The organism is Pseudomonas sp. GL_135 (genome assembly GCF_057834665.1).
Genome location: NZ_CM174408.1, coordinates 683,399 through 705,631 on the forward strand (window position 1 = coordinate 683,399; position 22,233 = coordinate 705,631).

At 60.3% G+C, this 22,233-nt stretch carries 10 protein-coding genes; 6 read left to right on the forward strand and 4 right to left on the reverse strand.

Features of this window, described 5'->3' with window-relative positions; translation table 11 throughout:
- Positions 1 to 149: 149 nt before the first annotated feature.
- Together rfbC and AC3ISG_RS03135 are read right to left on the reverse strand one after the other, a co-directional pair.
- The gene (gene rfbC, locus AC3ISG_RS03130; protein ID WP_489298490.1) at positions 150 to 695 is read right to left on the reverse strand and encodes a dTDP-4-dehydrorhamnose 3,5-epimerase; all 546 of its coding nucleotides are present in this window, start codon (positions 693 to 695) and stop codon (positions 150 to 152) included.
- A 298-nt stretch (positions 696 to 993) separates the two neighbouring features.
- Positions 994 to 1,893 carry a glycosyltransferase family 2 protein gene (locus AC3ISG_RS03135; protein WP_489299447.1) on the reverse strand — a complete coding sequence of 300 codons (900 nt, stop codon included), beginning with the start codon at positions 1,891 to 1,893 and terminating at the stop codon, positions 994 to 996.
- A 326-nt stretch (positions 1,894 to 2,219) separates the two neighbouring features.
- Between AC3ISG_RS03135 and AC3ISG_RS03140 the strand changes: the two genes are divergently transcribed.
- From AC3ISG_RS03140 to lapD, 5 genes are all read left to right on the forward strand, one after another.
- Positions 2,220 to 3,995, forward strand: coding sequence for a type I secretion system permease/ATPase (locus AC3ISG_RS03140; RefSeq protein WP_489298491.1), 1,776 nt, complete (start codon positions 2,220 to 2,222; stop codon positions 3,993 to 3,995).
- 13 nt (positions 3,996 to 4,008) lie between these two features.
- Positions 4,009 to 5,334: an HlyD family type I secretion periplasmic adaptor subunit gene (locus AC3ISG_RS03145; RefSeq protein WP_122536944.1), complete on the forward strand. Its 1,326-nt coding sequence runs from the start codon at positions 4,009 to 4,011 to the stop codon at positions 5,332 to 5,334.
- Positions 5,331 to 6,722, forward strand: a complete 1,392-nt coding sequence (locus AC3ISG_RS03150) for a TolC family outer membrane protein (RefSeq protein WP_172609784.1) — start codon at positions 5,331 to 5,333, stop codon at positions 6,720 to 6,722. The genes AC3ISG_RS03145 and AC3ISG_RS03150 overlap by 4 nt, the downstream gene beginning before the upstream one ends.
- A 222-nt stretch (positions 6,723 to 6,944) precedes the next feature.
- A complete protein-coding gene (gene lapG, locus AC3ISG_RS03155; RefSeq protein ID WP_420793034.1) occupies positions 6,945 to 7,640 on the forward strand; it encodes a cysteine protease LapG in 696 nt (231 codons plus the stop codon).
- A gap of 8 nt (positions 7,641 to 7,648) precedes the next feature.
- Positions 7,649 to 9,595: a cyclic di-GMP receptor LapD gene (lapD, locus tag AC3ISG_RS03160; RefSeq protein ID WP_489298492.1), complete on the forward strand. Its 1,947-nt coding sequence runs from the start codon at positions 7,649 to 7,651 to the stop codon at positions 9,593 to 9,595.
- Between the two features lie 710 nt (positions 9,596 to 10,305).
- On the opposite strand, the gene AC3ISG_RS03165 is transcribed toward lapD, so the two are convergent.
- Positions 10,306 to 10,644 carry a tryptophan synthase subunit beta gene (locus tag AC3ISG_RS03165; RefSeq protein ID WP_122536948.1) on the reverse strand — a complete coding sequence of 113 codons (339 nt, stop codon included), beginning with the start codon at positions 10,642 to 10,644 and terminating at the stop codon, positions 10,306 to 10,308.
- Between the two features lie 83 nt (positions 10,645 to 10,727).
- Entirely contained in the window at positions 10,728 to 20,480 is a 9,753-nt protein-coding gene (locus AC3ISG_RS03170; RefSeq protein WP_489298493.1) for a retention module-containing protein, read from the reverse strand.
- Between the two features lie 399 nt (positions 20,481 to 20,879).
- On the opposite strand from AC3ISG_RS03170, the gene AC3ISG_RS03175 reads away from it, so the two are divergent.
- A complete protein-coding gene (locus AC3ISG_RS03175; RefSeq protein WP_122536993.1) occupies positions 20,880 to 22,229 on the forward strand; it encodes a TolC family outer membrane protein in 1,350 nt (449 codons plus the stop codon).
- Positions 22,230 to 22,233: the final 4 nt, after the last annotated feature.

Here is a 22,233-nt window from a genome sequence, read left to right on the forward strand (position 1 = left end):
CTTCAATGTCGAGATCGGTAAACAGCTCGAGGAGTCTCAGAGGCGTGACCCGATCAGTTACGAGATACGTGCATAGCCCGGCTTAAGCCCGAACATTTTACCTGCGCGCGCTCTGTTGGAAGGCAATTAGCGGTCCTCGCCAGGTTGGCTTAGGTGAACACCTCAGCCTCTTGCAAGCTTGCTGCCGTCTGATCCTTGGCGGAGAGAGCAGGCTGCTCACTGATCGGCCATTCAATGGCAACGGTGGGATCGTTCCAGGCCAGGCTGCGTTCGTGCTCGGGGGCCCAGTAGTCGGTTGTCTTATAAAGGAACTCGGCGCTCTCCGATAACACGATGAACCCGTGGGCAAACCCCTCCGGTACCCACATTTGTTTCTTGTTCTCGGCGCTCAGGTGGGCGCCCACCCATTTGCCGAATGTGGCGGAACTCTTGCGCAGGTCGACAGCGACGTCGAAGACTTCGCCGTGGCTCACGCGTACCAGTTTTCCCTGCGATTGCTGGATCTGGTAGTGCAAGCCGCGCAGGACGCCTTTTACAGAGCGGGAGTGGTTGTCTTGCACGAAGGACACGGAGCGCCCTACCACCTCTTCGAACACCTTTTGATTGAAACTTTCGAAGAAAAAGCCGCGATCATCACCAAAAACTTTAGGCTCGAAAACGATGACGTCGGGAATGGCAAGGCGTGTAGCGTTCATGCGTGTTTGTCTCCGATCACTGTACCGGTTGGCAAAGTGCTTCATCAGGTGAAGGACTTGCTCCGTAGAGTTTAAAAAACGCTGTTGATTTGGCTTCGCGAAACACCAGACTGGCGAGGTAGGGCTGGTTTAGCTTCGGCTGCGGGCAGTGAAGGCAAAGGCCGACACATTAACATAAGCCGACCTACAGAACATTCTGCCCGGCCGTGCGGGCAAACATTTGCGAGTGAGGGGCTTGCCTGCTGTTTATTCGTCCGCCTACCGGCGGAAGGGCACTGTCTAATGCCTCAACGCTGATTCATATTCTCCCGAGGGAAGCAGCGAGGAGCAGGCTCACGCGACCTGCAAACGTCTGCCGATAAACCCCTGAACGATGCAGTTCGCAAAGCCTCTTCGCCAGATTCGTGCAGCGGCCCGCATCGAAATGCTGAAGCACGCGACGGGTGTCATCGGTCATCTGAGCAGACATGGCTTTCAGAATCTGAAGGTTGATGTCATTCCACTCGACGAAGCGGCCCGACAGCATCTTGCGGATGCGAGTGATACGGTCCGTGAGGCTCGCATTCGCCCCGATCAGATTGCCGCCATGCTGGCGGTAGTCGAGCGTAGGTTCAGCGTCGTAGATCGCCTGCCCACCACACGCGGTGACGATGATGTAAGTCAACCAGTCATGAGCGACGATCGTCGCGTCGTCTGGCACGCGAAGCAGCAGGTCTCGCGCAGCGTTGTTGACTAGCATGGTGTTGGCGCCTGCGAGGCTCTGAACCAGCGCATTCCTGAACGAAGGTGGTCGCGAGAACAGAGGAGAAAAACCGATGATCTTGCCAGTCGCGTCGATGAGTCGAGTTCTTGAGCAATACAGGGCTGGGGTCTGCTCGGCAAATACATCGAGGCGCTCGACGCTTCTTTCCAGCTTGTCGCTGAGCCAGACGTCGTCTTGATCGCTAAAGGCGTAGTAGCGTGACTGGACCTCCGGCCGTTTCAGCAAGGATATGAAATTTTTGCCGAATCCCTGGCAAGGCCCATTGAAGATCACCAGCTTGTGCTCGCCCCATTGACGCTGGTATTCAGCAAGGATGCCGAGCGTCGTGTCAGTGGAGGAATCGTCGGATACGTAAAGCGTCCAGCTCTGCAAGGACTGGCTTGCAATGGATTCGAGTTGCCCACGTAGGTACTCTGCACCATTGTAGGTACACATCAGAATCGCGACATCGGCACGGTCAGAGTCCAGCCCTGCGCACTGACCCTCGTCCTTACCCGTAAGCTGACTAATCAAGAATTTCTTCACCGCTAAAAGCTCGGCATATTAACGTCTGAGGCCCTCTGCGTCAGCCTCGAATGACGGTCGACAGCTCGTCGGATCGGCAGCCCGGCAACGAATAACACCGGTAGTCCAGTGTCGAGATACCAGGAAAAGAATCTGAACGCGGAACGCAACGTCGGTTGACGGCTCTTATGCTGCCGGCCTTAACCGTTGCCGCACGTCCACGGCTTCGCCGCCCTCTATCTTCAGCCATGGATTCTATGAATCGTTCACACGAAAATAACCTGCAAGCGGCGCTCAAGGCTTGTCGAGGGAGTTTCCTCTCGGTCGGGTTCTTCAGTCTGTTCGTCAACACCTTGATGCTGGTTCCGACCTTTTACATGATTCAGGTCTCGGGACGGGTGGTGCCGAGCAGCAGCACGTCCACGCTGATCATGCTCACCCTCATTCTTACCATCCTGATGCTCACGCTGGGGTCGCTGGAGTGGGTGCGGTCGCGCATCATGGTGCGCATCAGCAACCGGCTGGATGTTTTGCTCAGTCGCGATGTCTACCGCGCCAGTTTTCGGAAAGCGCTGAACAGTGGCGGCATGGACGCGTCGGCGCAGTCCCTCAATGACCTGACCTCGCTGCGGCAATTTCTCACCGGCAACGGGCTGTTTGCGTTCTTCGATGCGCCGTGGCTTCCGGTGTATACCGCGGTGATGTTTCTGTTTCACCCCTGGTTTGGATGGATGACGGTGATCTCGGCGGTGGTGCTGGTGACGCTGGCGTACGTCAATCATCGCTACACCGGCGGCGCCCTGGCAGAGGCCAACAAGCAAAGCCTTACCGCCAATCTGCACACCACCAAAAGCCTGCGCAACGCTGAAGTCATCGAGTCGATGGGCATGCTCGACACCCTGATGGGTCGCTGGGCGGTTCGGCAGCGGCGTGTGCTGGTGCTGCAGTCCGGGGCCAGCGACAAGAGCGGCGTGATCACTTCGATTTCCAAGACATTCCGGGCCTGGGCCCAGTCGATGATGCTGGCGGCAGGCGCCTACCTGGTGATTACCCACGAGATCAATCCTGGCTTGATGATGGCGGGTTCCATCCTGCTGGGCCGTGCACTGGCGCCGATCGATCAGATGATCGGCAGCTGGAAAGGCTTCGTCTCAGCGCGCGTGCAGTACCAGCGTTTGAATGAAACCCTGGACAAGCTCAACGCCGAACCCGAGCGCATGTCGTTGCCGGATCCGGAAGGGCACCTGCAGGTCGAAGGCCTGTTCGTCGCGCCGCCGGGTGCGAAAGCGGCGGTGATCAAAAACATCAGTTTCGTGACGCCCGCTGGCAGCATCGTCGGCATCGTCGGGCCCAGTGCAGCAGGCAAGTCGACGCTGGCGCGGGCGTTGCTCGGCATCTGGCCGCCTCAGCACGGTGTGGTGAGGCTCGACGGCGCTGACATCAGTGCGTGGGACAAGCAAAAGCTCGGTCCGCACCTGGGCTATCTGCCTCAGGACATCGAGCTGTTCGAAGGCAGCATCAGCGATAACATCGCCCGCTTCGGCAAGATCGAACCCGATAAAGTCGTGCTGGCGGCGCGCACGGCCGGCGTCCACGAAATGATCCTGCAGTTGCCCGACGGCTACGACACGGTGATCGGCAGCGAGGGCCTCAACCTCTCGGGCGGGCAGCGCCAGCGTATCGGTCTGGCGCGTGCGGTGTACGGCAGCCCACGGTTGATCGTGCTGGATGAGCCCAACTCCAACCTCGATGAGGTCGGTGAGCGTGCGCTGGGTGTTGCGCTGCAGAAGATGAAAGAGACCGGCGCGACGGTGTTCATCATTTCCCACCGCCCTAACGTGCTGTCACGGCTTGACCGGATCATGGTCCTGAACAGCGGCACCCTGACGATGTACGGCCCGCGTGATCAAGTGATCGCCGAACTGGCTCAGCAACAGGCCAAAGCTCAAGCCCAGGCACAGGCCCAGGCGGAGGGTCAGACCCCGCCCCGGGTTGCTCCGGCATCGACCGGCGCCATTCAGCCCAGCGCCTGACAGGAATTCGTGAATGACCAGTAACGCGATAACCGTGCTCGACGAGCATTCTGAAGACATGCCCACTTCCGACCGTGGCATCCGCCGGGTCGGGATGGCGATTGTCCTGGTGACCTTCGGATTGTTTGGCACCTGGGCAGCGTTCGCCCCGCTGGGCAACGCCGTCTACGGTTCCGGGGTTGTCACCGTGCAGAGCTACCGCAAAACCGTCCAGCACCTCGAGGGCGGCATCGTCAAAGAACTGCTCGCCCGTGAGGGCGACACGGTGCACAAGGGCGATCCGTTGATCATCCTTGATGATGGTCAGCTCAGCTCGGAGTACGAATCCACCCGCAACCAGCTCATCACCGCCCGCGCCAAAGAAGCGCGTCTTCGCGCCGAGCGTGACGATCAGCCGGCGATTCCGGCGTTGAAAATCGATGGCGTTGAAAGCGATCGCGCCCGTGAGGCCATCGATGGTGAGGCTCAGGTTTTCCGGTCGCGGCACGACGCGCGCCTGGGTGAGATATCGGTGCAGAAAGAGCGCATCGGCCAGTTGAAGCAGCAGATCATTGGCCTCAACGACATGATCGCCACCAAGGTCAGTCTCGAAAAGTCCTACACCGGTGAAATCACCGAGCTGAAGGACCTGCTGCGTCAGGGCTTCGTTGACAAGCAGCGCCTGCTTGAGCAGGAACGCAAGCTGGACATGCTCAAGTCTGAGGTCGCTGACCACCAGTCGACCATCACCAAGACGCGTCTGCAGATCAACGAAACCGAGATGCAGATCGTTCAGACCAATCAGAAATTCAGCTCCGACGTAGCCAAGGATCTGAGTGATGTACAAGCCCAGGTCTTCGACTTGCAAGAGAAAGCCAGCGCGCTCAAGGACAGGCTGTCTCGCATCGTCATCCGCGCGCCGGAAGACGGCATGGTGCTGGACATGAAAGTACACACCATCGGCGGGGTCGTCAGCGCCGGGACACCGTTGCTGGACATCGTGCCGGAGTCTTCGGACCTGGTGGTCGAGGCCCATGTGTCGACCAACGACATCGACCGCATCACCCTCGGCAAGCTCACCGACATCCGCTTCAGCGCCTTCAACGCTGCGACCACGCCGGTGATTCAGGGGCAGGTCACGCGCATCTCGGCTGACCGACTGACGGACGAGAAAACCAACGAGGGCTATTACCTGGTGCGCGTGAAGGTGACTGACGAAGGCTTGAAGCGGTTGGGTGATCGCAAGTTGCAGCCGGGCATGCCCGCCGAAGTGCTGATCAATGCCGGCGAACGCACCATGCTGCAGTACCTGCTCAAGCCTGCGCGCAACATGTTCGCCAAATCGATGATCGAGGAATGACCGTGGTCCGTATGCTTCCCGGTCTGCTTTTCGGTCTGTTCGCGCTAAACGCCAGTGCCGCGCAACCCGCCGCCCCACAGCAGGTCAGCGCTTCGACCTATTCGCTGGACCTGATGACGCTGTACAAAGAGTCGCGGCTTGAAGACCCGCGCATTCTTTCGGCCTACGCCCATGCACGCTCTGCCAAGCAGCAGGAGCGCGAAGCGTTCGGTGGTTTGCTGCCCCAGGTGTCGGCGAGCAGCAACATCAACCGGATTCTGCGCAAGGACGAGCAGTCGCGGGATATCTACGACAACAAAAGCTATTCTTTGAACCTGAGCCAGTTCATCTACAACAAGGAAGCGTGGGAGCGGTATCAGAAAGCCAAGAGCGTGACGTTGCAAAAGAGCTCGCAGTCCGAGGATTCTCAGGCCGAAGCCACCGTCGATCTGGCCAAGCGTTATTTCGCGGCGCTGGCCGCCGACGATGCGCTGGAGCTGGTATCGGCCGAGCGTCGCGCGACTCAGGGCAGTCTTGATCGCGTCAATGCCCTGTACGCCAGGCAGATGGCCAAAATCACCGACATGCTGGACCTCAAAGCCCGGGTCGATTTGCTGATTGCCCAGGAAATTGAAGCGCGCAATCAGGTGCGTCTGTCTCGGGAAGGGTTGTCGGAAATCGTCGGCCGGCCGATCAATGATCGCTTGAGCCGAATCCGTAACGACATCGCGCTGGAAGCGCCGACGCTGCCGCTGGACGCCTGGATTGCCCAGGCGCTCGACAGCAACCCTCGACTCAAAGCCTATGAAAGCAATCTCGCCGCGGCCGATGCGGCGGTACGTGAAGGGAAGGGCGGGCATTACCCCTCGCTGAGTTTCAACCTCGGTGCTTCGCAAAGTGATGTCGGTTACGACAACACGCTGACCCCGCGCAGTGACAGCTACGTCGCCACCATTGGTTTGAAAGTGCCGATCTACAGCGGCGGCTCGACGTCCGCGCGGGTGAGCGGGCTGTATGACGAGCAGTACGCGGCCGAGCAGGACCTTGAGGGCGTTCGCCGGCAAGTGGTGAAGGAAACCACCAACGCGTATCTGACGGCTCAATCCGCTGTGGACAAGATTCGGGCGGGGCAGAATGCGTTGTCTTCAGCCAAGCAGTCGAGCATCGCGGCGCAGAAGGCGTTCACCTATGGCGTGGTCAACGCCGTCGACGTGCTGACCGCTGTGCAGAATGAGTTCAAGGCCAGGGGCGACTTGCTGAAATCCCAGTACGACTTCATCACCAACCTGTTCATTCTCAATCGCTGGGCCGGCAAGCTCTCGCAAGAAAGCGTTGCCAGCGTGAACGTCTGGCTGGGCGGGGATGATTCGGAAGCGCTGAAGGACCTGAATAATTCAGGCCCCAAGTAAACGGGGAAAACGCACGCCTGTTGGTGTGGCACAGGCAGTTTTTAGCCTAGCGCCAGCGTTTGACTGGCAACCTGGCAGCCATGAAATCAAGGGGCGCGAGTCTGTCATGAGTCGCGTTTGCGGGCATTTGCTTCTGCGCATGATCTCACCGCGCCATTGCGTTTCCGTGCCCAACCCCTCACCATCGCCTTTCGTTATCCATGGCCTGATGGACTAGACAAATTGGCAGCACGCTCGGCTCAAAAGCGCCCTGGATTATGGTTGCTTCTGGCGCTTGCACTGACGTGCACGGCGTGTGTCGGCTATCTGCGCGCAGACTGGGATTTCTCCCTGATCAGCCGTCGTGCCGAAGCGTTGTATGGGCCTTTGGGCGCGGGCAAGCAACGCATCGATGCCTGGCAGAACCTGCTGGCGACCGAGAAGCAGGTCAGCGAGCTCGACAAGCTGAAGGTCGTGAACCTGTTCTTCAACAAGCAGATGCGCTACGCCGAGGACATCGACCTGTGGCACGAGGTCGATTACTGGGCGACCCCGGTCGAGTCGCTGATCAAGGGCGCGGGGGATTGTGAGGATTATGCGATCGCCAAGTATTTCAGCCTGCGCCGCCTGGGTGTGCCCAGCGAGAAGCTGCTGATCACTTACGTCAAGGCGCTGCGCCTGAACCGCGCGCACATGGTGCTGACCTATTATTCGAGCCCGAACGCCATGCCGCTGGTGCTCGACAGCCTGATCGACGACATCAAACCTGCCAGCCAACGAACGGACCTGTTGCCGGTGTATGCCTTCAACGCTGAAGGACTGTGGCTGCCTGGCGCGCAGGGCAACAAGAAAGTGAGCGACACCAAACGTCTGTCCCGGTGGCAGGACGTGCTGAAAAAAATGACTGCAGAAGGCTTCCCCACCGAGCCCGAGAATTAGGAGTACTGATGTCTCTGTTCAAACAGCTGTTGATCGCGATCTGTCTGTTCATGGTGGTTGCCTTTGCGGGGAGTTTTGTCGTCAGCCTGGAAAGCTCGCGGGCGCAGTACGTCAATCAGTTGCGTTCCCACGCCCAGGACGCCGCGACCTCGCTGGCGCTGTCGCTGACGTCCAATATCGACGACCCGGCGATGGTCGAGCTGATGGTGGCGTCGATCTTCGACAGCGGTTACTACGCGAGCATCCGGGTGGTGGACCTGGCGAGTGGCGACGCGATCGTCGAGCGCAGTGCGACGCCGGACAATCAGGGTGTGCCGCAGTGGTTCATCAACGCGATCGGGCTTGAGCCCGCAGGCGGCGAGGCGATTGTCAGCCGTGGCTGGCAGCAGACGGCGCGGGTCGAGGTGGTGAGCCACCCGATGTTCGCGTTGGCCAAGTTGTGGCAGAGCGCGCTGGGCAGCCTGGGGTGGTTGCTGGTGTGCGGCGTGGTCAGTGCGATTCTGGGCGCGATGTTGTTGCGCCGGCAGCTCAAGCCGCTGGATTACATGGTGGCGCAGTCCCAGGCGATTGGTCGTCGCGAGTTCCTCGTTCTGCCTGAGCTGCCGCGCACGCCGGAGCTGCGCCGGGTGGTGCAGGCGATGAACCAGATGGTCGAGAAGCTCAAGGCGCTGTTTCAGGAAAGCACCGAGCGCAGTGAGAAGCTGCGTATCGAGTCGTATCAGGACAGCCTGACCGGGCTGTCCAACCGCCGTTATTTCGACATGCAGCTCAACGCCCACGTCAGCCATCTGGAAGACGGTCGGGCGGGGTATTTGATGATGTTGCGCGTCAACGACCTGTCCGGTCTGAACCAGCGTCTGGGCGGCAAGCGCACCGATGCCTTGCTGGTGGCGGTGGCCGAGCAGTTGGTGCGCCACTGCGAAAAGTACCCGGAAACCCGCAACCTCATCAGCCGCAGCCGTGGCGGTGAGTTCGCCGTGCTGGCGCCGGGCATGGTTCACGATGAGGCCGTGCAGCTGGTGCAGAACCTTGACGCGGCGCTGCAGAGCCTGGAGGCCACTGGCGCCTCCGATGTCTCGCCGGTCGCGCACATGGGGCTGGCGCCGTACAGCCCGGGCGATGCGTCGATGACCCTTCTGGGGTTGGCCGATCAGGCGTTGTCCCAGGCTGAAAGCGGCGGCGAGCAATCGTGGTATTGCATCGAACGTGGCGCGATTGGCGATCTGGGTGAAGATCAGCACGCGTGGCACAGAACGCTGGATCATGCGCTGGAGCACGGGCGTTTTCAGTTGTTCTTTCAGCCGGTGGTCGCGTCTGGCAATGGGGCGACCGTGATGCACTACAAAGTCCTGTCGAGGCTGGTCGATGCCGACGGCGTGACGATTCCGGCGGGGCGGTTTCTGCCGTGGCTGGAGCGCTTTGGCTGGTCGAGCCGTCTGGATTTGCTGATGCTGAGGGAGGTGCTGGCGCATCTGGGCACTCACAACGAGCGGTTGGCGCTGAACCTGTCGGCGGCCACGCTTAACGATGCGACGGCGATGAACGAGGTGTTCGCGGCGCTACGTCAGCATCCCAAGCTGGGCCCGCGCCTGACGCTGGAGATCGGCGAGGAGCAAGTGCCCGAGCAAGCGGTGCTGGAGAAACTGACCCGCCGTCTGCAGGAAGCTGGCTATTCCCTGGCGCTGCAGCGCTTTGGTGGGCGTTTCAGCATGATCGGCAACCTGGCGCATCTGGGGCTGGCGTATCTGAAAATCGATGGCAGCTACATCCGCACCATCGACCAGGAGAGTCACAAGCGTTTGTTCATCGAAGCGGTCCAGCGCGCGGCCCACAGCATCGACCTGCCGCTGATCGCCGAGCGTGTCGAGACCGAAGGTGAACACCGGGTGATTCTGGAAATGGGGATCGAAGGGGTGCAAGGGCGGCTGTTCGGCGACCCTGCGCCGTGGAAGTAATCGATTAAGCAGCTCGTCCGCTGTTTTAACTCGATATCGATGGCTGACGCGCCATGTGTAGGCCTGCTGGCCCGCGAAGGCGGTGTGTCAGACGGCATCGATGTCACAGACCCGACGCCTTCGCGACCGTCGTAACCTCCGATTGCTCCTACAGTGGATTTGCGTGCGACGCGGATTTGGGTGCGGATACGAAAATGGTAGGAGTGAGCTCGCTCGCGAAGGCGGTGTGTCAGACGGCATCGATGTCACAGACCCGCCGCTTCGCGACCGTCGTAACCTCCGATTGCTCCCACAGTGGATTTGCGTGCGACGCGGATTTTGAGACGGGCACATAAACCCGTTCGACGCGGATCTGGATGTGGATATGGAAATGGTAGGAGTGAGCTCGCTCGCGAAGGCGGTGTGTCAGACGGCATTGATGTCACAGACCCGCCGCTTCGCGACCGTCGTAACCTCCGATTGCTCCCACAGGGGATTTGCGTTCGACACGGATTTTGGGTGTGAGTACAAAAATTGTGGGAGCGAGCTTGCTCGCGAAGACGTAGGCACATCCGCCACATCTCCAGCGCCTAAGATGCCGTCTTCGTGAGCAAGCTCACTCCCACACGTGCACCCTTTGTTGGGGGATAGCAGGCTGTCAGAAACAAGCATCAGGGTTTGCCGCGCGACAGCGAGTCGTTGCAAAACGGTGCGTACGAAAGGAGAGGCCTTCAGATCAGCCGTTGTTCATCATCATTGATCAAGTCGCTCAGGCCGCCCAGTGTTTCCCGGGCCTGGGTACGATCCATCAATTTTGCCTGTGCGGCGGGGGGGAGGTCGGTGATGTTGAGGATACCTTTACTGGTCAGGACCTGAATCAGGTCGTCCAGTACCCGGATCATGTCCATGTCGCTGGACTTGAGCTGGATCAGGCTCTTCTCGACCACTTCGTTGGCAAACCAGGCTTGCACCTGATGGTCATCGGGCGGCAGTTGCTCGCTCGCTTCGGCAAAGGCCGTTGCTTCCACGCGAACTAGCGTGCCATCGGCATCGCGCTGAACGTAAAACATGGCTCATTCCTCAGGGACTAACCGGGCTGGCAACCGTCAGGGACGGGTGCCAGCACAGTACAACAGCTCTCGCGACTCAGCTATCAGTGGTGATCGACTTTGATGGTCGGATCCGCACCGCTCACCAGCGAGTTGACCATGGCATTGCTCCAGGTCACGCCCTCCACCTTGATGTGCACATCGGCCGTGGTCGCCGCGGCAGCCGCAGAGACATTCGACGCGAACTGCCCGGTGGTGCTGACCTGCAGAATGGTGTCATGGCCATCGTTGCTGACCTGCAGGTACTTGCTGAGGGTGTCGGTGTCTTCACCTTGCAGCAGGTCACGCAGGTCAATGCGGTCGCCAGCGTCCTTGTTGAAGTCCTTGATCACGTCAACGCCACCGCTGTTGGTGTCGCCGGCTTTCCAGGTAAACGTGTCCGCACCGGCGCCGCCGAAGAGGATGTCGTTGCCTTTGCCGCCGACGAGCACGTCATTGCCACCCTGACCGAACAGGATGTCATTGCCATTGCCGCCCAGCAGGGTGTCGTTGCCGTCCAGCAATGTCGACGACTTGTTGGAGGTGTTGGCGAGGTCGGCAACGGCACCGAGGTGGTTGGTCACGAACGAGTGCAGCGTTGTGCCATCGATCTTCGAGACATCGACGTGCAAGGTGTCGGCAGCGAACGCCTTCAGGGCGGTGATGCCTTCCTTGGTGCCGTAGCTGATCGTGTCGCCGAACAGGATGTCATTGCCTTCGCCACCGTTGAGGGTGTCGCTGCCTGGCGCGGTCGGTTTCTGGCTGCCCAGTACCGCTTGTGCCAGATCGTCCGCATCAACGTTGGTTTGCGCGTGGCCGTCGCTGTCGTAGTGATTGAGCGTGCTCGTCTTGACCGACGAGTTAAGGCCAATCGCTTCGATGGTGGGCGACTGCTTCAGCAGCAGGGCGTAGCCCGTATCCGCTTCAGCCAGCACAACGCTGCTGCCGTTCATCTCCGGAGAGGTCAGGCTGTATTCCTGACCGCCCTTGCCGTCGTCGTGGAGAGCGAGGGTGCCTACCGACTTGCCGGTCGTGCTATTGGCGTAACTGTAAACATGACCCTCGGCGTCGATGGCGACCTTGCCATTCACCGAGTACGTGCTGCCCAGATGCCAGCTATCAAGCGCAGTCGCGAGCAGGATGGCCGTACCGTTCACCGTCCCTAGCACCGTGCTGGTGTTCTGGTAAACGTTCGGCTCGCCGTCGGTGATGAAGTAGGTGCGGTTCTCGCCCGTCGGGTTAGTGCTGTTCAGGCTGGCAAACCAGTTCGCCGTAGACTTGAACGCATCTTCGTAGTTGGTCGTACCGCCTGACTTCATGCCTGCCAGGGCCGTGTTCAGGGTAGCCAGCGCTGCGGCCTTGTTAGACATGTCCACCGAGACGGTCGAGCGCACGTTGGTGTCGAAATCCACCAGCAATACGTTGATTTTGCCCGCGTTGGCGGTCTGGGCGCTGCTCGCCAGTTTCTGGAAGACCGACTGCAATTGTGTCTTGGCGGTGTCGAGGGTACTGCCCATGCTGCCCGAGCTGTCGACGATAAAGGCGATGTTGTAGTTCTTGCCCTGCACGATGGTCGTGCCGCTGACGTCGCCGACGATGATATCCGCACCGGTGGTGCCCGTGATCACGGTTGGGTCAGTGCCGGGCAGGCCTTCAATCGGGGTGTAGGTCTGAGGCTCGACAGTCACGGTGATGACTTTAGTGGCGGTGGCGCTCTCTACCGCCGTGTCCACGCCTGGCACCTTCGCTTCGGTCGCCTTGGCGGTGACGGTCAGGTCGAACTTGCCAACGAAGTAGTCACGCGTGGTGACGCTCAGTGTCGACAGGTCGAAATTGCTGACATCGACCGAACCCTTATCGCTGGTCACGGTGGCGGTGTGGCCCGCTGCGTCGGTCAGGATCGAGCCTGCCGGTGCGCCGCTGACGGTAACGACGTGAGTCTCGGAACCGTCGAGGCTGTCACCGAACACTACTGTGACCGGGCTCAGCTTGATCGCGCTGCCTTCGGTGCCGTGGTTCAGCTCGTAACCGGTGTAGTAACCCTCACCGCTGCCAACCGTGCCTTCGTGCAGCGGCGAGACGTTCAGGCCGGAAGCCTTGAGGTCATCGACCGTTGCGAACAGCAGCACGTTGCTGCCGTTCAGGGCCACGGTCTGGGTGGCGTTGGTGCTGAGGTTCTTGTCGGTCAGGCTGACGTTGTAGCTGCCCGGGCCGGCCTGGTTGTAGTGGTAGATGTCCAGGGTGTAGTAGCCGGACTCGGTGGGCGTAAAGCCCGCACTCTGGATCTTGCCGCCCGCGCCCCATGTGGCGTTGGCTGCGGTCTGGCCACCGACGGTGATCAGCAGGCTGTCGTCTGCGGTACCGGAGAAGGTGTAGGTGTGGCCGGCTTCCATGTACATCAGGCCGGACAGCTTGGTGCCGGTGCCGGTGGCGACTGCGGCGGAGGATTCCTGCGCGCCGGTGGCGACGCCGTGAGTGGTCGGGGCAACGGTGGTGTTGAAGCCGGCCTTGATGGTCGCTTCGTTGGCGCCGTTGCCGTCGGTGCCCATATTTTTCAGCGTACCGACATAAACGTCTTTCACCAGACCGGTCGACTGAACGACGCCGCTACCCAGCGTCACCAGCGGTTGGTCGGCGACAGGCGCCACGCTGATGGTGCCAGTGGCTGGCGTGGAGTCTGCCTTGCCCTGGTTGTCCACTGCCTTGTAGGTGAACGACGTGCTGCCCGCCCAGTCAGCCGCTGGCTTGAAGTACACCGTTGCAGCGTTGCCAACTGCGGCAATGTTGCTCAGGCTGGTCAGCGCGACCTTGCCCGCAGCATCGGCGTAGAAGGTGCCGTGTGCCGCCATGTCGACCAGGTTGAAGTGATCGACATTGCCGTCAACGTCGGTGCCGGTCAGCTTGACCGCGATGGTGGTGTCTTCGTTGCCCGCTGCCGACGCTGCCTTGGTAATCGGCGCGTCGTTCACGGCAATGACGTTGACCTGGCTGTCGTGAACGACGGTCTGGTTGTTGGTGCCGTTGGCATCCACGTCGGTGACAGCGATGGTCACGCCGCGTGGCGCGGTGCTTGGGTTATCGCTGCTGTTGGCGTAGGTGATCGACTTGATCACGGTTTCGTAAGCGTCTATCGACGCCTTGCCGGTCAGATTGATGTAGATGGTGCCGTCGGCGTCATTGGTCAGGGTGTACTTGATGCCCTGGCCGGCATCACCGCTGTTGCTGTCCTTGTAGTACGGGGACACGATCAGGTCTTCGCCCTTGATGCCGGTCAGCGTGATTTTCGCGCTGCTCAGCTGGGTGCTGTCGACGTCGGCGATGCTGAAGTCTTTAACGAGGGCAATCGGTGCGCCATTTTCGGTGTAGGTGATGCTGCCGAAATTGACCACAGGCGCGTCGTTGACCGGCGTCACCGTGATGGTGCCGTTTGCCGGAGTGGTGGACGTCAGGCCCTGGTTGTCGACGGCGGTGTAGGTGAACGGCGCGCTGCCGTTCCAGTTCGCGTCCGGCTTGAAGTAGATCGTTGCGCCATTGTTGGTGGCGGTGATGTTGGTCAAGTTGGTCAGCGGCTGAGTACCCGCGGCGTCGGAATAGAACGTGCCGTTGGCAGGCGGGTTGACCAGGTTGAAGTGGTCAATGGTGCCGTCGACATCAGCGCCAGTCAGCTTGACGGCGATAGGGGTGTCTTCGTTGCCCTTGCCTGTGGCGTTGTCGACGATAGGCGCGTCGTTCACGGCGATGACGTTGATCTTACTGTCGTGAACAACGGTCTGGTTGTTGGTGCCGTTGGCATCCACGTCGGTGACAGCGATGGTCACGCCACGTGGCGTGGTGCTCGGGTTGTTGCTGTTGTCGGCGTAGGTGATCGACTTGATCAGGGTTTCGTAGCTGGTGATCGACGCCTTGCCGGTCAGGTCGATGACGATGTTGCCGTTGGCGTCGTTGCTGAGCTTGTAGCTGATACCCAGATCGGTTGTGCCGGTGGTGCCGTCGGTGCCGGCTTTGTAGTACTGGGAAGCGATTAGGTCTTCGCCCTTGATGCCGGTCAGCGTGATTTTCGCGCTGCTCAGCTCAGTGCTGTCGACGTCGGTAATGCTGAAGCCTTTGACAATCGGCGTCGCTGCACCGTTTTCGGTGTAGGTGATGCTGCCGAAGTTGACCACAGGCGCGTCGTTGACGGGCGTTACGGTGATGGTGCCGGTTGCCGGGGTGGTGGAAGCCGTGCCCTGGTTGTCGACGGCGGTATACGTGAACGGCGTGCTGCCGTTCCAGTTCGCGTCCGGCTTGAAGTAGATCGTTGCGCCGTTGTTGCTGGCGGTGATGTTGGTCAAGTTGGTCAGCGGCTGGGTGCCTGCAGCGTCGGAGTAGAACGTGCCATTGGCAGGCGGGTTGACCAGGTTGAAGTGGTCAATGGTGCCGTCGACATCAGCGCCAGTCAGCTTGACGGCGATGGTGGTGTCTTCGTTGCCCTTGCCTGTGGTCGTGTCGACAACAGGCGCATCGTTGACTGACGAGACGTTGACGGTCAGCGACTTAATCGAGGTGGCCGAGTCGTTGTTGGCGCTTTCGGTCGACGTCGAGCTCACTTGCAGGTTGAACGAGCCGTTGAAGTCTTTCGGCGGCGTGATGGTCAGGGTGCTCAGGTTCCAGCCGGTGAGGTAAGCCTCGCCATCGCCGCCTTCAGACACAGGGAGGGAGGTGTAGCTGTGGCCGTTGCCATCGCTCAGCACCGCGCCCACTGGAATGCCGCCCACAATGACGGGGCCGAGGGACTCGGAACCGTCGGTGTCCACCAGTGCAGCGCTCAGGTCCAGCTTGATGGCGCTGTCTTCAGCGCCCTGAGCGTTGGTAACAGTAACGGTTGGTGCATCGGCCACCGGCGTGACGTTGATCGTGCCAGTTGCCGTGTTGCCGGCTGGCAGGTTCTGGTTGTCGACAGCGGTGTAGGTGAAGGTGGTGTCACCGGCCCAGTTCGCGTCCGGCTTGAAGTAGATCGTCGCGCCGTTGTTGCTGGCGGTGATGTTGGTCAAGTTGGTCAGCGGCTGGGTGCCTGCGGCGTCGGAGTAGAACGTGCCATGTGCAGGCGTATTGACCAGGTTGAAGTGGTCAATGGTGCCGTCGACGTCAGAACCGGTCAGCTTGACGGCAATGGTGGTGTCTTCGTTGCCCTTGCCTGTGGCGTTGTCGACGATAGGCGCATCGTTCACGGCGATGACGTTGATCTTGCTGTCGTGAACAACGGTCTGGTTATTGGTGCCGTTGGCATCCACGTCGGTCACAGTGATGGTCACGCCGCGTGGCGTGGTGCTCGGGTTGCTGCTGTCGTCGGCGTAGGTGATCGACTTGATCAGGGTTTCGTAAGTGGCTATCGACGCCTTGCCGGTCAGATTGATGTAGATGGTGCCGTCAGCGTCGTTGGTCAGGGTGTACTTGATGCCCAGACCGGTTTCGGCGCTGTTGCTGTCCTTGTAGTACGGGGACACGATCAGGTCTTCGGCCTGAATGCCGGTCAGCGTGATTTTCGCGCTGCTCAGCTGAGTGCTGTCGACGTCAGTGATGCTGAAGTTGTTGACCAGCGCTACCGCGGCACCTTTTTCGGTGTAGGTGGTGCTGTCGAAATTCACCACAGGCGCGTCGTTGACAGGCGTAACCGTGAGGGTGCCGGCTGCCGGAGTCGACGCCAGGCCCTGGTTGTCGACGGCGGTGTAGGTGAACGGCGTGCTGCCGTTCCAGTTCGCGTCCGGCTTGAAGTAGATCGTTGCGCCGTTGTTGCTGGCGGTGATGTTGGTCAAGTTGGTCAGCGGCTGGGTGCCTGCGGCGTCGGAGTAGAACGTGCCATGTGCAGGCGTATTGACCAGGTTGAAGTGGTCAATGGTGCCGTCGACGTCAGAGCCGGTCAGCTTGACGGCAATGGTGGTGTCTTCGCTGCCCTTGCCTGTGGTCGTGTCGACAACAGGCGCATCGTTGACTGGCGAGACGTTGACGGTCAGCGACTTAATCGAGGTGGCCGAGTCCTTGTTGGCGCTTTCGGTCGATGTCGAGCTCACTTGCAGGTTGAACGAGCCGTTGAAGTCTTTCGGCGGCGTGATAGTCAGGTTGCTCAGATTCCAGCCGGTGAGGTAAGCCTCGCCATCGCCGCCTTCAGACACAGGGATGGAGGTGTAGCTGTGGCCGTTGCCATCGCTCAACACCGCGCCCACTGGAATGCCGCCCACAATGACGGGGCCGAGGGACTCGGAACCGTCGGTGTCCACCAGGGCAGCGCTCAGGTCCAGCTTGATGGCGCTGTCTTCAGCGCCCTGGGCGTTGGTGACGGTAACGGTTGGTGCATCGGCCACCGGCGTGACGTTGATGATGCCGTTGGCCGGTGAGCCCGCTGCCAGATTCTGATTGTCGACAGCGGTGTAGGTGAAGCTGGTGTCACCGGCCCAGTTGGCGTCCGGCTTGAAGTAGATCGTCGCGCTGTTGTTGCTGGCGGCAATGTTGCTGAGGCTGGTCAGCTCCTGGGTCCCGGCGGCATCGGCGTAGAACTTGCCGTGCTCGGCCAGGGTGACCAGGTTGAAGTGATCAATCTTGCCGTCGACGTCAGCGCCGGTCAGCTTGACCGCGATCGCCGTGTCTTCGTTGCCCTGGCCCTGAGCCGCGCTCACGGTCGGCGCATCGTTGACCGGCGTGACGTTAATGACACCGGTGGCGCTGCCCGACAAGTTGTTGGTGCCGTTGGCATCCACGTCGGTCACTTCGATGGTCACGCCGCGCGGTGTGGTGCTCGGGTTATCACTGCTGTTGGCGTAGGTGATCGAGTTGATCACCGTCGTGTAGTCGGCGACCGACGCGTTGCCGGTCAGATCAATCACGATGTTGCCGTTGGCGTCGTTGCTCAGCGTGTACTTGATGCCAAAGGCGGCATCGCCGCTGTTGGCGTCCTTGTAGTACTGGGAAACGATCAAGTCTTCAGCCTGAATACCGGTCAGCGTGATTTTTGCGCTGCTCAGCTGGGTGCTGTCGATGTCGCCGATCTGCAGGTTGCCGACCAATGGCTGAGGTGCGCCGTTCTCGACGTAGTCAGGGTTGGTGAAGGTGACGGTTGGCGCGTCGTTAACCGGCCCGACGGTCACGGTCAGAGACTGCGTCGTGGTGGCCGAATCCTTGTTGGCGCCCTCGGTCGATGTCGAGCTCACTTTCAGGATGATCTCGCCGTTGAAGTCTTTCGGCGGAGTGATCGTCAGGTTGTTCAGGTCCCAACCGTCGATGTAGACAGCGCCGTCACCGGTCGGAATCGAGGTGTAGCTGTGGCCATTGCCGTCGCTCAGTACGGCGTTGACCGGAATGCCCGACACAACAAGCGGGCCCAGGGATTCGGAACCGTCGGTGTCGACCAGCGCGGTGCTCAGGGTCAGCTTGATCGCGGTGTCTTCAGCGCCTTGGGCGTTGGCAACGGTCACGATTGGCGCGTCGGCTACTGGCGTAACGTTGATGATGCCGTTCGCTGGTGCGCCGGCTGGCTGGCCCTGATTGTCGACAGCGGTATAAGTAAAGCTGGTGTCGCCTGCCCAGTTGGCGTTCGGCTTGAAGTAGATCGTCGCGCCGTTGGCGGTAGCCGCGATGTTGCTGAGACTGCTCAGCGCCTGGGTACCGGCAGCATCGGCGTAGAACGTGCCGTTGGCTGCCAGGCTGACCAGGTTGAAGTGATCGATGGTGCCGTCGACGTCAGCGCCGGTCAGCTTGACCGCGATGGTGGTGTCTTCGTCGCCGTTGCCCGATGCATTGATGACGGTCGGCGCGTCGTTGACCGGGGTGATGGCGACTTCGCCGGTGGCGCTGCCCGTCAGGTTGTTAGTGCCATGGGTGTCCACGTCAGTCACTTCGATCGTCACGCCGCGTGGGGTGGTAATCGGAGCGTCACTGTTGTTGGCGTACGTGATCGAGTTGATAAGCGTGGTGTAGTCGGCGATCGACGCGTTGCCGCTCAACTGAATGACAACGTTGCCGTTGGCGTCGTTGCCCAGCGTGTAGCTGATGCCCGAAGCCGTGGTGCCGCTGTTGCCGCCCTGGAAGGACGGCGAAGCGATCAGGTCTTCGGCCTGAACACCGGTCACGGTGATCTTCGCGCCGCTCAACTGGCCGCCGTCGACGTCGCCGATCTGCAGGTTGCTGACCAGTGCCTGAGGCGCGCCGTTTTCGACGTAATCAGTGCCGGTGAACGAGACGGTTGGGGCGTCATTGACGGCGACGACGTGCACGATGCTGGTTGCCGGTACGGAATCATTCTGGCCGTCGTTGACGGTCACAGTAATGGTGCGGTCCGCGACACTCGGGTCTTCGCTGCTGTTCTGGAAGGTGATCGACTTGATCACGGCTTCGTACTCGGCAGCAGTGGCGGCGCCGGTCAGGGTCAGTACGATCTGGCCGTTGACGGTGGCGGTGCTGACCGCGATGTTCGCATTCGGGCTGCCCACTACTAATGTGTCGGCGTCCTGAGGGTTGATCAGGGTGACGCGCGCGCTTTGCAGGTTCGGGCTGTCGGCATCCGTGATGGTCAACTGGTTGGCGATCGATACGCCAGCCTGGCCTTCGGTGAAGGTGGTTTCGCTGTTGGTGCCGTTACCGCCGCCGTTCGGATCGACAACCGGCAGTGCGTCGTTGTCGATGATGGTGGTGGTGACGCTGCCATTGGTCGGGCTGACAGCGACGTTCTCGAAGTTGCCGCCGCTGATGGCGCCAATCGCGACGGTGACGTTTTCAACGCCTTCCGGGATCGTGTCATTCAGTGTGTTCAGGTCGAAGGTGACGCTGCTGCTATTAGCAGGGATCTTCACGCTGACCACTTGCGTGTAGTCGGTGCCGTCGGTCGCGGTGCCGCTGTAGGTCAGGTTGATCGTGACTTCGGTCTGCGCCGGATTGCTCAACGTAATGGTGTACGTGGCGGCCTGGCCTTCAACCACCGACTGGGTGCCGGAGATGCTGGCGAAGGTGGTGTCGATGGTGTCGGTGATGGTGGTCACCGCCGGAGTCGGGTCGGTCGTCACGACCAGGCCACCACCGCCGGTGGTGCCAGTGATGGTGGTGCTAATGACGGACGGGTCGATGTACGGCGTGTTGTTGTCAGCCACTTGAACAGTGGTGGAGCCCGAAGTGTCGCCGCCACGAATGACAATGGTCGACCCGTTGGAAAGGGTGATCGTCAGGTCTGAAGTCGGGGCCTGAGTGACGTTTGCCGTGTAAACCAGCGCGCCGCCGGCTTCGGTCAGCGTCTGGGTGGCGGTCAGTGTCAGGGTGCCCGTCGGCGCGACAGGGGTCCCGTTGCCGTTGCCATTGCCATTGTCGATGGCAAGGCCATTAACCAGCGTAGGTGGAGGCGTGGCAGTGGTGCCCAGGCCGTTGGTCGGGAAGCCGATGGTCGGATTCACCACGCCCGCGGTCTCGCTGAGCATCACAACGCTGTGGCCGCCGCCTGCGTTGCCGCCATCACCTGGCGCAGCCTGCGGACCTGCCGCAGTGGCTTCGAGGTCCTTGGTCGGGTCGGCGCCGGCCGCGATGGCCTGCTGCAGTTCCGCAACCGAAGGTGCCGCTTGCGCGGTGGCTTCAGCAAGGTTGGTGGTGGAAGCGGGTGCGTCGGCGCTCCATTGGCTGTCACGACCGATGTCCAGTTGACGGCCATCAGCAAGCTGCAGCGTGACTGCGCCTCCCGGGCCTGTCAGAACCTGCTCGCCGGTGAACAGCCGGTCACCCTCGATCAGCACACGACGAATCCCTTCCGGGGAAACTGCGACTACCTGGCCAACAATGCTTTTGACGATGGCAACAACACTGCTCATGGGGGTGACTCTCCGAAATTACCGTTCAGTGGGTATCCATCATGCCGACCGGCTTAACAGAGCCGCTTCATATTGGAATACGTAAAGATTCGCATTTGATTCGATGACAGATAACAACTTAGGGAACTAATTAAGTTGCACGTTATCTGGCGTCAATTTATTTACAGCAGGTCGGCACCGGAATTAACTTTCTGCCAAAGTATTGACCTATTCGGCGACATCCTAAACAATCGCATCCGTAATGTCACATTGATATTTGATGAGATCGCGTATTTCTGCAGTGTGATCGCAAGCGCCCTTCAGAACACTCTCGAAACGATCACTTCAATGGCCATTTTTACGATGCGGCAGTGTGTATTGCTGCATTTTGAACAAGTACGTTCTCGGGAAACCACCAAAATGCGTAAGCACCTTTTCACTGCTGTACCCCTTATCCTTTGTGCCGGTTTCGTTCAGGCACAGACGCTACAGTCCGCCATGCAGAAAGCCATGGACGAGCATCCCGAGGTGCAGGCCGGCATTAATGCCCGTATCGCGCAGGACTACGCGCTTCGTGCTGCAAAAGGCGGCTACCTGCCGCGTGTCGACGTCACGGCGGGCTACGGCCGGGCCGGTTCCGATACGCCAAGCACCCGTGCCTCGACCGGCCGCCACGACTACCAGACGCTGGACCGCGGTGAAGCGCAAATCCGCCTTCAGCAGATGCTGTTTGATGGCTTCGCAACAAGTAACGAAGTTGCGCGTCAACAAGCCACCGCCAATTCCCGGGGCTATTCGCTGTTGAATACCACCGAACGTACGGCGTTGACTGTTGCACAGGTCTATCTGGATGTACTGACCCAACGTGAAATGGTTCGGCTGGCAGAAGAGAACCTGAAGAGCCACGAACGTATTTACGATCAAATCAAACTTCGCACTTCCCGCGGTGTCGGGCGTATGGCGGATATGGACCAGGCCGATGCCCGTCTGGCACAGGCTCGTAACAACCTGATCACCGAACAGACCAACTTGGCCGACGCTCAGACCAACTACCTGAGTGCCGTTGGTCTGGAAGCTGACCAGCTGGAAGCGCCGTCGCCGTTCGCCATGATGCCCGCCGATCTGAACGAAGCCCGCCGCCAGATGCTTGAGAACAGCCCGGTGCTGCGCTCGGCCGAAGCCGACATCGTTGCCGCTGAAAAGCAGTACAGCTCGGCGCAGTCCAATTATTACCCGCGTTTCGATGCAGAACTGGGCCGCAATGCCGATAACAACATTGGCGGCGACGAAGGCCACAACAATGGCTGGGAAGCCATGGTGCGCATGCGCTTCAACCTGTACGCCGGTGGCAGCAACAAGGCTGACCTGCAGTCCAAGTCGTACCTGTCGAGCCAGGCTTTGGACATCCGCAACAACGCGCTGCGTCAGTTGAACGAAGAACTGGGCCTGGCCTGGAACGCCTACAACAACGCCAACGCCCAGGTGCCAATTGCTCAGCAGTACGTCGAGCGTGCCAACAGCGTTCGTACCTCTTACCAGCAGCAATTCAGTCTGGGAGAGCGTACCCTGCTCGACCTTCTCGACAGCGAGAACGAGTTGTTCACCGCGCAACAGCGTTTGGTGCAACTGAAGAACCTGCAGACGTACACCCAATACCGCATCAAGGCGGACATGGGCACGCTGCTGAAAAGCCAGGGCGTTGTGGCGCCAATGGCATCGGTTGTGCAGAACGACGTCAAACCGACCGTTCAGCTGCCGGGCATGAACTGATTCT

What these genes read in the sequence shown, in the direction of transcription:
- lapD (WP_489298492.1), top strand. Translation starts at nt 7,649, where the DNA reads ATGTCTCTGTTCAAACAGCTGTTGATCGCGATCTGTCTGTTCATGGTG.
- AC3ISG_RS03175 (WP_122536993.1), top strand. Translation starts at nt 20,880, where the DNA reads ATGCGTAAGCACCTTTTCACTGCTGTACCCCTTATCCTTTGTGCCGGT.
- AC3ISG_RS03165 (WP_122536948.1), bottom strand. Translation starts at nt 10,644, where the DNA reads ATGTTTTACGTTCAGCGCGATGCCGATGGCACGCTAGTTCGCGTGGAA.
- AC3ISG_RS03140 (WP_489298491.1), top strand. Translation starts at nt 2,220, where the DNA reads ATGAATCGTTCACACGAAAATAACCTGCAAGCGGCGCTCAAGGCTTGT.
- AC3ISG_RS03135 (WP_489299447.1), bottom strand. Translation starts at nt 1,893, where the DNA reads ATGTGTACCTACAATGGTGCAGAGTACCTACGTGGGCAACTCGAATCC.
- AC3ISG_RS03150 (WP_172609784.1), top strand. Translation starts at nt 5,331, where the DNA reads ATGACCGTGGTCCGTATGCTTCCCGGTCTGCTTTTCGGTCTGTTCGCG.
- rfbC (WP_489298490.1), bottom strand. Translation starts at nt 695, where the DNA reads ATGAACGCTACACGCCTTGCCATTCCCGACGTCATCGTTTTCGAGCCT.
- AC3ISG_RS03145 (WP_122536944.1), top strand. Translation starts at nt 4,009, where the DNA reads ATGACCAGTAACGCGATAACCGTGCTCGACGAGCATTCTGAAGACATG.
- AC3ISG_RS03170 (WP_489298493.1), bottom strand. Translation starts at nt 20,480, where the DNA reads ATGAGCAGTGTTGTTGCCATCGTCAAAAGCATTGTTGGCCAGGTAGTC.